The organism is Salegentibacter tibetensis, from assembly GCF_020164485.1.
In the GTDB taxonomy this organism is placed as follows: domain Bacteria; phylum Bacteroidota; class Bacteroidia; order Flavobacteriales; family Flavobacteriaceae; genus Salegentibacter; species Salegentibacter tibetensis.
Genome location: NZ_JAIQZA010000040.1, coordinates 25,101 through 34,522, shown reverse-complemented (window position 1 = coordinate 34,522; position 9,422 = coordinate 25,101). Strand labels below are relative to the sequence as shown.

The window sequence follows — 9,422 nt, the reverse complement described above, 5'->3', positions numbered from 1 at the left end:
TGGTTAATGAATATTTGGAGCACCATCGTCGAGATTCGAGTGATAACTCCAATTTCATATTGGAATAGCTTGGGGACTTTCAGTCCCTAGTAAAAAAACCTCTGCACTTTGAGTGCAGAGTGGTTTATTTTCAAAAAAAATAATGACAAATAATTAAGAGCTCCCCTTTTTAAGGAGGGGAATGAATTCAGCTTTTTTGCTGAAGAAAGGGGTGGTTGCACCGGAAACTCATAATTTCGTTTTAATAAAATTTAGCCATAAAAAAATCCGGAAACTGTAAAGCTTCCGGATTTTGTGTTTATAACGAGAGAAGGGTTTATCCGTTCATGGAGATCAAAAACTCTTCGTTGTTTTTAGTTTTTTTAATCCTGTCTTCTATAAATTCCATTGCTTCAATAGGGTTCATATCTGCAAGATATTTACGCAGTACCCACATTCTTTGAAGTGTAGCTTCGTCTAATAACAGGTCGTCACGACGTGTACTTGAGGAAGTAAGGTCAATTGCAGGGAAAATTCTACGATTGGCAATTTTTCTGTCCAACTGCAGTTCCATATTTCCTGTTCCTTTAAATTCTTCAAAGATCACTTCGTCCATTTTAGAACCAGTATCGGTAAGGGCGGTAGCGATAATTGAAAGGGAACCTCCGTTTTCAATATTACGGGCAGCACCAAAGAAACGTTTTGGTTTGTGTAAGGCGTTGGCATCTACACCACCACTTAGAACCTTACCACTGGCAGGTTGCACGGTGTTGTAAGCACGGGCCAGACGCGTAATAGAATCCAGAAGGATCACTACATCGTGTCCGCATTCTACCAAACGTTTTGCTTTTTCCAATACGATATTGGCAACTCTAACGTGTTCGTGAGCTTCCTTATCAAAAGTTGAAGCCACAACTTCGCCACGTACATTACGTTGCATATCGGTAACCTCTTCCGGACGTTCATCAATAAGTAACACTATTTGATAAACTTCTGGATGGTTGGCTGCAATTGCGTTAGCAATATCTTTAAGCAACATTGTTTTACCAGTTTTAGGCTGGGAAACAATCATACCACGCTGGCCTTTTCCAATAGGGGAAAAGAGGTCCATAATACGGGTAGACATGCTGCTTTGCTTTTCAGCGATATTGAATTTTTCCTTAGGGAAAAGCGGAGTTAAGTGTTCAAAAGAAACACGGTCTCTCACTACCTGCGGATCTAATCCGTTAATTTTGTTGATCTTGATTAAAGGGAAATATTTTTCACCTTCTTTTGGGGGTCTGATCTGACCTAAAACAGTATCTCCCGTTTTTAATCCGAATAAACGAATTTGCGACTGGGATACATAAATATCATCTGGAGAGGTGAGGTAGTTATAATCTGAAGATCTAAGGAAACCATAGTTGTCCTGCATAATATCCAGTACGCCTTCACTCTCTATAATCGCATCAAATTCGTAATCTGGTTCGCGGTAGCGGTTTCGCCCATCACGATTGCCAGCGTCTCGGCCTCCATTACTTTTATTACTGCGAGTGTCTTTTTTCTGATCGCGAGGATTGTTTTTACCTGAATGAGAAGTATTATTGTTGTCTTCTCTCGGTTTTTGCTCCTGCTTTTTAGGTTCCCTGGGCTTTGAAGGTGCATCTTCTTTTTTAGGAGAAGAACTTTCTTTTCTTACCGGTCGGGACTCTTTGGTCTCTGCAGTTGCAGCAGCCCGGGGCGGTTTTTTATTGCTTCCGATTTTACCAGCTTTTTTTGGCTGTGGTTTTTCTGAAGCCTGGCTACGTTCGTCACTTTTTGGAGTTTCCTCTTTCTTAGTGTCGTCGGTTAACGCTTCTTTAGCTTTTTTAGGGTTGGCAGCCTGATAGTCCAGGATTTGATATACGAGATCTAATTTTTTTAAAGTCCTGAATTTTGGGACGTTTAAAGATTTAGCGATATCCTGTAGCTCAGGAAGCTTTTTAGCTTTTAATTCTGAAATTTCAAACATGAATAATTAAGAATAAATTTGTGTTTGGATTGATTGTTAAACTTCTCGAGGAAGAATCGAAAAAAATTTGGAGACTTAAGTAACCTGTTTTGAATTGGTTACGAAATGTTCCTGCAAGTATACAACTTTATTTTAATATTTTAAATAGCATTTCTAAAAAGAATCTTTATTTTTGTTCGCGAATTCCACCAGAAGTTATGCTACAAAGAATACAAACAGTATATTTACTTATCGCTGCCATAATTAGTGGCGGACTTATTTTCGTTTTCTCACTTTGGGAAAATTCAGAAGGAGTGGCGATGTATGCGCAAGATTATCTTACGGTTTTTATTGCATTTCTCGCTTCAGCTTTATTATCTTTGGCGAGTATTTTTATGTTCAAAAACAGAAAGCTTCAATTTGTATTGGGGCGTCTAAATATCTTATTAAACTTTTTTTTACTAGGAGTGTTTGTTTATTGGTCGCTAAGTGTACCTGGAGAAATGGATATTTCAGAGAAGGGTATTGGGATGTTTCTTCCAATCATTTCTATCGTTTTTCTTGTTTTGGCCAATAAGGCCATTAAAAAGGACGAAGATCTCGTAAAATCTGTGGACCGATTACGATAAGCCTATCATCTTAGTAGTATTAGTGCGTGAAAACCCGAAGTGAAAGCTTCGGGTTTTTTGTGTGTGTGCCGTGCATGGCATATAGCTCGACGGTGGGAGTCCGTTATGGGGGTTTGTAGTTACCTACCATTAGCCAATAGCAAAGGTGTCCATCGCGAGGTGGAATCTGAAGGAAGCTGGAGGCAAAATTCCGATGCGAGGAACACGAACATCATCAGGCATATCCAATTGGGGTGAGTTTGCAACACACAACGAAGCCCTAAAGCTACACGGAAATTGGAGTGTAAATGGTGTGGGTAAGTGGAATGAAAGTTATATGTCTTACCACGGGAGATCTTACGGACGTACGGAAACAGTGTGAGAAGCACGGACAACAGTAGTCGTGAGAAGTCAGCAGACGCCATAGTAGTTATCGGAATCGAGCCACAAATAGAAATGTGGAGGACTCACAAGATAGCGAATGGCTGAACCTTGCAGTAAGATAGTAAATGAATGTTACCTGATAAACCAATGATATCAGATGCTCAGTTAGAGGCTCCTTACCATAAAAATAGGACGGAATCCGAAGAATAGGTAAGAGTGATAATTATTTAAAGGGATAGCTGAAAACAACATCTTACACATCTAAAAGGATGTCAAGCTGGGAACCGCCGTATACGAGAACCGTACGTACGGTGGTGTGGGAGGTCGAAACGGGAATTAATCCCGTTTCTCCTACCCGATTTATAAGTTTTGCCAGCTACGAATACACGAATTTTTTAGGATTTGTATCTTTTTACGAGCGACGCAGGAGTGTGGGGATTAGAAATTTTTAGTGGAATTAGAACAGATTGCTTCAGTCGTGCCTCCGCAATGACGAGGAGTTTAGAACTGCCTACTGAGAACTGAAAACGGAGATTGCTCACTTTTCCACATTGCCACGAATACACGAATGTTTTGTGAACCTTGGTTCTTTCCCTCACGACGAGCGACGCAGGAGCGTGGTAATCTTTAAATTTGAGATTTTTCGTAGAATTAAAACAGATTGCTTCAGTCGTGCCTCCGCAATGACGAGGAGTTTCGAACTGCCTACTGAGAACTGAAAACGGAGGTTGCTCACTTTTCCACATTGCCACGAATACACGAATGTTTTGTGAATCTTGATTTTTTCGTCGTTACGAACCACGCAGGAGCGTTGTAATCTTTAGGTTTTAGATTTTTGAGGAAATTAAAAAAGATTGCTTCAGTCGTGCCTTCGCAATGAACGAGGAGTTTCGAACTGCATATTGCCTACTGCGACTGCCCACTGAAAACTGCGACTGCCCACTGAAAACTGAGACTGCATACTGAGACTGCCAACTGATACCTGAGACTGCCTACTGCCAACTGAAAAACTGCCTACTTCCCCTTCAATTCTATCACCTCCAGGTCAGAAATATTTTTATTTTCAATTTTAAACCGAAGCATAGTCCGTTTCTTATGAAAACCCTGCTTACCGGCCGCACCGGGATTCATGTGAAGTAAGCTCAAATTTTTATCGTTCATTACTTTTAGAATATGGGAATGCCCGCTAATAAAAAGTTTTGGGGGATCCTGTTTTATCTGTTCCCGTATGGCCGGGGAATATTTTCCCGGGTAACCCCCAATATGGGTAATCCAAACATCTACTCCTTCACATGTAAAACGCTGGTGAAGCGGGAATTCTTTTCTTATTTCTGCATCGTCAATATTTCCGTAGACTGCCCTTAAGGGTTTTATTTTCTTTAATTCATCTGAAACATCGGTATTGCCAATATCACCGGCGTGCCATATCTCATCGGATTCCCCGGCATAATGCAGAATTCTTTCGTCAATATGGCTGTGGGTATCACTTAGCAAAAGTATTTTTTTCAAATCGGGATTGTTTTATTTAGAAAATTCATTTTAAAACCAATGCTTTCAAAGGATTTGAGCTTCTAATAAATGCCTTATCTTTGCAGTTCGCAAATATAAAATAAAGAACTCGGTTGAGGTATTTTTTAGAACTGGCATATTTTGGAAAAGCTTATCACGGTTGGCAAAATCAGCCGAATGCAATTTCGGTTCAGGAGGAAATAGAAAGAGCGCTATCTGTGGTTTTTCAGCATAAAATTGATATTGTTGGGGCCGGAAGAACAGATGCCGGCGTGCACGCAAAACAGATTTTTGCGCATTTTGATGTTGATAAGGAATTAGAAAAGGAAGCTTTTCGGTTTAAATTAAATTCATTGCTTCCGGGAGATATCGCATTAAAAGACATTTTTAAAGTAAAACCCGATGCGCACGCTCGATTTGATGCTTTAAGCCGAAGTTATGAATACCATATTGTTCAGCATAAAGATCCTTTTTTGGAAGACAGAAGCTATTTTTTAAAAAATAGGCTGGATGTTGAAAAAATGAACCAGGCAGCAGAAATCCTAAAGGATTATACTAATTTTAAGTGTTTTTCAAAGTCTAAAACCGATGTAAAAACCTATAATTGCAAGATTGCTGAAGCAGTTTGGAAAATAGATAATGAAGTGTTGGTTTTTCATATTTCAGCCGACAGATTTTTAAGGAATATGGTACGTGCAATCGTAGGAACTTTACTTGAAATTGGTTTTGGAAAACAACCCGTTGAAAGTATGCACGAGATTATAAAAAGTAAGGACAGGAGCAGGGCAGGGACTTCGGTACCGGCAAAGGCACTTTACCTAACCCGGGTAACTTATCCTGAAATAGCAATAAAATAAATGGCATCTAAATCCGGTAACGCATTCGATTTTAATCTGTTTAAGCGCTTGCTTAAATACACCAATCCTTACAAGGCAACTTTTTACTTTGTGGCGGTTGCGGCTATTTTGCTTTCGTTTTTTGCCGTTTTAAGACCGTATTTGTTGAAGGTTACTGTAGATGATGCGATTACGCCGCAGAATTATGATAACCTTGTTTTTTATGTAGGTCTTATGGCCGGGGTTTTATTACTGGAAGTGATTTTTCAGTTTCTTTTTGTGTATTTCGCCAACTGGCTGGGACAGGAAGTGGTACGTGACCTTCGTGTGAACCTGTTTAAACATATGCTCGGTTTTAAAATGACATATTTTGATAAGTCGGCGGTTGGGCGTTTGGTTACCCGGGCGGTGAGCGATATTGAAACTATTGCGAGCATTTTTAGTCAGGGGCTTTTTATGATTATCAGTGATATTCTAAAAATGCTGGTGGTAATTGGATTTATGTTTTACCAGAGCTGGCAGTTAACTTTGTTGGTTTTAACAGTGCTTCCGCTAATTATGTATGCTACGCGGGTTTTTCAAAAGAAAATGAAGATTGCTTTTGAGGAAGTAAGAACCCAGGTGGCAGATCTAAACACCTTTGTTCAGGAGCGAATTACCGGAATGAAAATCGTTCAGCTTTTTACACGTGAAAAAGCCGAATACAATAATTTTAAAGAAATAAACAGCAAGCATCGCGATGCCTGGGTGAAAACGGTTTGGTACAACTCGATTTTCTTTCCTATTGCTGAAATGGCTACTTCCATAACCATTGGTTTAATCGTTTGGTACGGCGGACTTCGGGCTGTAGCCGATGACGGAATTACCCTTGGTGTGATTATCGCTTTTATTGAACTGTCCCAGCTGCTTTTTAGGCCACTACGCCAAATTGCCGATAAGTTTAATACCCTGCAAATGGGAATGGTGGCCGCAAATCGCGTTTTCGGAATTTTAGATACAGAATCTTCAATAAGCAACGAAGGGAAAATTGAAGTAAAAGACCTGAAGGGCGAAATCGAATTTAAGGATGTTCATTTTAGTTATACCGATGATGAAGAAGTGCTGAAAGGGGTTTCCTTTAAAGCAAATCCCGGGGAAACTATCGCGATTGTAGGAGCAACCGGTGCCGGTAAATCTACGGTAATCAATTTACTGAATCGTTTTTATGAAATAAACAGTGGGCAAATCCTGGTAGACGGAATTGATATTAAAGATATAAGGCTTGAATCGCTGCGTTCTGAAATCGCCGTGGTTTTACAAAATGTGTTCCTTTTCGCCGATACGATTTTGAGCAATATTAACCTTAATGATCCCGATATTACTGAAGAGGAAGTGGTTAATGCCGCTAAACAAATAGGTATTCACGAGTTTATTAGTACGCTGCCGAATAGCTATCATTATAATGTAAAAGAACGCGGGGCGATGTTATCTTCCGGCCAGCGCCAGCTAATTTCCTTTTTGCGGGCTTATATGAGCAATCCCAGTATTTTAGTTTTAGATGAAGCAACTTCTTCGGTAGATACCTACAGCGAGATCCTAATTCAGGAAGCGACCGATAAGATCACCAAAGGCCGAACTTCAATTGTTATTGCCCACAGGCTTGCTACCATTAAAAAAGCCGATAAGATCATGGTGATGGATGCCGGTAAGATCGTGGAAATTGGAACCCACACCGAGTTACTTCAAAAGAAGGATGGGTATTATAAAAATTTATATGAAGTCCAGTTTATGGCAGAGGAATCTTTATAGAGCTTATAAAAGATCTTCCTTAATTTTTTCAATAAGTTCCTCGTTGCTTTCAAACATTACAAATTGCCCGTCTTTTATATAAGAAATTTGTCCTGTTTCCTCACTCACTGCAAGGGCCAGGGCATCGGTTTTTTCAGTAATTCCAACTGCGGCACGGTGCCGTAAACCAAACCTTAGCGGAATTGACCTGTCGTTAGAAACCGGTAAAATAACCCGGGTAGCAGTAATTTTGTTGTCTTCTATGACCATCGCACCATCGTGAAGCGGAGAATTCTTGTAGAAAATAGATTCTATAATTGGTTGATTGAGTTCAATATTCATATCGTCCCCGGAATTCTTCACAAAATCCAGGTTCGTATTTTTCTGAATTATAATTAGCGCTCCGGTGTAATTTTGGCCCATCACTTCACAGGCCGAAATGATATCTTTTACATTTGTACTGGTCTCAAGATCGTTTTTCAGAAAACGCAACTGGGTAAAGAATTTTCCTTTTTGAGTGAAATTAGTAGAGCCAATCATTAAAAGAAATTTTCTTATTTCCTGCTGAAAAACCACGATTAATGCAAACATTCCCACGCCAATAAATTCACCCAGAACACTGCTTAAGAGCTCCATTTGAAGCAATTGCGTGAGGCTCCACATAAGGTAAATAATCACGATCCCGATAAAGATATTTACCGCAACCGTTCCTTTTACTAGTTTGTATAAATAATACAGCAGTAAGGCTACAAATACAATATCCAGGGCATCGAGAAAACGAAGATTTATTATATCCAAATTAGCGGGGTTTTGTGTAAAAATAGAAAATATGCGGCTACTTATTAAGTTCTGCGTATAATTTAGTGCATTCTACCGCTTCTTTTACATCGTGAACCCGCAATATAGAAGCACCTTTGCTTAAAGCGATAGTGTTTAAAAATGTGGTGCCATTCAAAGCTTCCTGCGCTGAAGTATTTAATGTTTTATAGATAAGCGATTTTCGTGAAAGTCCGGTTAAAATGGGAAGTTCCAGGTTTTTAAAGAGTTCCATTTTAGATAGCAATTCAAAATTCTGACTAATATTTTTTGCAAATCCGAAGCCGGGATCAACAATAAGATCGTTGATTCCTAAAGCTCGGGCCGCATTTATTTTTTCTGAAAAATAAAATAAGATGTCCTGCAAAAGATCGTCATACTGGTTCAGTTCTTTCATCGTTTGCGGTGTGCCGCGCATATGCATCATAATATAAGGTACCTGGTGTTTTGCCACGGTGTTCATCATTTCCGGATCCAGGTTTCCCGCCGAGATATCGTTGATAATTGCTGCTCCCGCTTCAATGCTTTTTTCGGCTATATTCGCTCTAAATGTATCTACGGAAATAATGGCCTCCGGAAAATGTTTCAGAATATTTTCTACAGCCGGGAGTACTCGTTTAAGCTCTTCTGTTTCTTCAACTTTGGGAGCACCGGGAGGAGTGCTGTAACCGCCAACATCAATAAATTCAGCGCCATCCTTTAGCATTTGTTCTACCTGCCTAAATATATCTTTTTCCGAAGTTTTTCGACTTTCAGCATAAAAGGAATTAGGGGTGGTATTAATAATACCCATCACTTTAGGGCTGTTAAGATCTACAAGCCGGCCTTTGCAATTTATGGTCATTTTTTTACGGATTTTTATTGAATTTCCTGAAGTTGAAAAGCGCTGGTTTTTTAGGCTCACTTCAGAATTTATAAAATGCGGTTTTAGTATCTAAAATATTTGCACGAAATTTACGCAAATTAGATCTCTTTTATGCAGAATACCTCAAAACAGTATGACGCGGTAGTGGCTACCTGCCGCAGCCTGTTTATTAATAAGATGAAAGATTACGGAAGCGCCTGGAGAATTCTAAGGCTGCCGTCCCTTACCGACCAGATTTTTATCAAAGCCCAGCGAATAAGGAAACTTCAGGAAAATGAAGTTAGAAAAGTAGATGAAGACGAAAAATCTGAATTTATAGGAATTATCAATTACTCGGTGATGGCATTAATTCAGTTGGAAAAAGGCGTGGTTGCCCAGCCAGATTTTGGGGTAGAAGAGGCTACAGAACTTTATGACGAAAAAATCGCTAAGACCAAAGCCCTGATGATGAATAAAAATCACGATTATGGCGAGGCCTGGCGGGATATGCGGGTTAGTTCTTTAACCGATCTAATTATTCAGAAATTATTGCGTGTAAAACAAATTGAAGATAATAAGGGCAAAACCCTGGTGAGCGAAGGGATTGATGCGAATTACCAAGATATGATTAATTATTCCATTTTTGCAATGGTTCTCATTAACGAAAACGAAGAGTAAATTTTCTTAGCTTTTCAAAAAAAATCAATTTT

At 39.4% G+C, this 9,422-nt stretch carries 9 protein-coding genes; 5 read left to right on the top strand and 4 right to left on the bottom strand.

The genetic code is table 11. The features are described from left to right. Positions 1-316: 316 nt before the first annotated feature. On the bottom strand, positions 317-1,969 hold the full coding sequence (gene rho / locus LB467_RS16305) for a transcription termination factor Rho (RefSeq protein WP_224475115.1): 1,653 nt from the start codon (positions 1,967-1,969) through the stop codon (positions 317-319). A 197-nt stretch (positions 1,970-2,166) separates the two neighbouring features. Between rho and LB467_RS16300 the strand changes: the two genes are divergently transcribed. Together LB467_RS16300 and LB467_RS16295 are read left to right on the top strand one after the other, a co-directional pair. Continuing rightward, positions 2,167-2,577, top strand: coding sequence for a DUF4293 domain-containing protein (locus LB467_RS16300; protein ID WP_224475114.1), 411 nt, complete (start codon positions 2,167-2,169; stop codon positions 2,575-2,577). A 632-nt stretch (positions 2,578-3,209) separates the two neighbouring features. After that, a complete protein-coding gene (locus LB467_RS16295) occupies positions 3,210-3,392 on the top strand; it encodes a hypothetical protein (protein WP_224475113.1) in 183 nt (60 codons plus the stop codon). A 562-nt stretch (positions 3,393-3,954) separates the two neighbouring features. Here LB467_RS16295 and LB467_RS16290 read toward each other — a convergent pair. Further along, entirely contained in the window at positions 3,955-4,449 is a 495-nt protein-coding gene (locus LB467_RS16290; RefSeq protein ID WP_224475112.1) for a metallophosphoesterase family protein, read from the bottom strand. Between the two features lie 113 nt (positions 4,450-4,562). On the opposite strand from LB467_RS16290, the gene truA reads away from it, so the two are divergent. Next, positions 4,563-5,306 (top strand): tRNA pseudouridine(38-40) synthase TruA, encoded by a 744-nt coding sequence (gene truA, locus LB467_RS16285; RefSeq protein WP_224475111.1) that lies wholly within the window; start codon positions 4,563-4,565, stop codon positions 5,304-5,306. After that, a complete protein-coding gene (locus LB467_RS16280; RefSeq protein WP_224475110.1) occupies positions 5,307-7,073 on the top strand; it encodes an ABC transporter ATP-binding protein in 1,767 nt (588 codons plus the stop codon). It begins immediately after the preceding gene. Positions 7,074-7,076: 3 nt separating this feature from the next. Here LB467_RS16280 and cdaA read toward each other — a convergent pair whose 3' ends face one another. Together cdaA and folP are read right to left on the bottom strand one after the other, a co-directional pair. Next, complete coding sequence (cdaA, locus tag LB467_RS16275) at positions 7,077-7,850, bottom strand: diadenylate cyclase CdaA (RefSeq protein WP_224475109.1); 774 nt, start codon at positions 7,848-7,850, stop codon at positions 7,077-7,079. A 37-nt stretch (positions 7,851-7,887) separates the two neighbouring features. Further along, positions 7,888-8,712 carry a dihydropteroate synthase gene (folP, locus tag LB467_RS16270; RefSeq protein WP_224475108.1) on the bottom strand — a complete coding sequence of 275 codons (825 nt, stop codon included), beginning with the start codon at positions 8,710-8,712 and terminating at the stop codon, positions 7,888-7,890. A 132-nt stretch (positions 8,713-8,844) separates the two neighbouring features. Between folP and LB467_RS16265 the strand changes: the two genes are divergently transcribed. Further along, the gene (locus tag LB467_RS16265; RefSeq protein ID WP_224475107.1) at positions 8,845-9,390 is read left to right on the top strand and encodes a DUF1599 domain-containing protein; all 546 of its coding nucleotides are present in this window, start codon (positions 8,845-8,847) and stop codon (positions 9,388-9,390) included. Positions 9,391-9,422: the final 32 nt, after the last annotated feature.

Excerpts from the sequence above, each read along its gene's own strand:
- LB467_RS16280 (WP_224475110.1), top strand. The coding sequence starts at position 5,307 with ATGGCATCTAAATCCGGTAACGCATTCGATTTTAATCTGTTTAAGCGC.
- rho (WP_224475115.1), bottom strand. The coding sequence starts at position 1,969 with ATGTTTGAAATTTCAGAATTAAAAGCTAAAAAGCTTCCTGAGCTACAG.
- LB467_RS16295 (WP_224475113.1), top strand. The coding sequence starts at position 3,210 with ATGTCAAGCTGGGAACCGCCGTATACGAGAACCGTACGTACGGTGGTG.
- LB467_RS16300 (WP_224475114.1), top strand. The coding sequence starts at position 2,167 with ATGCTACAAAGAATACAAACAGTATATTTACTTATCGCTGCCATAATT.
- folP (WP_224475108.1), bottom strand. The coding sequence starts at position 8,712 with ATGACCATAAATTGCAAAGGCCGGCTTGTAGATCTTAACAGCCCTAAA.
- LB467_RS16265 (WP_224475107.1), top strand. The coding sequence starts at position 8,845 with ATGCAGAATACCTCAAAACAGTATGACGCGGTAGTGGCTACCTGCCGC.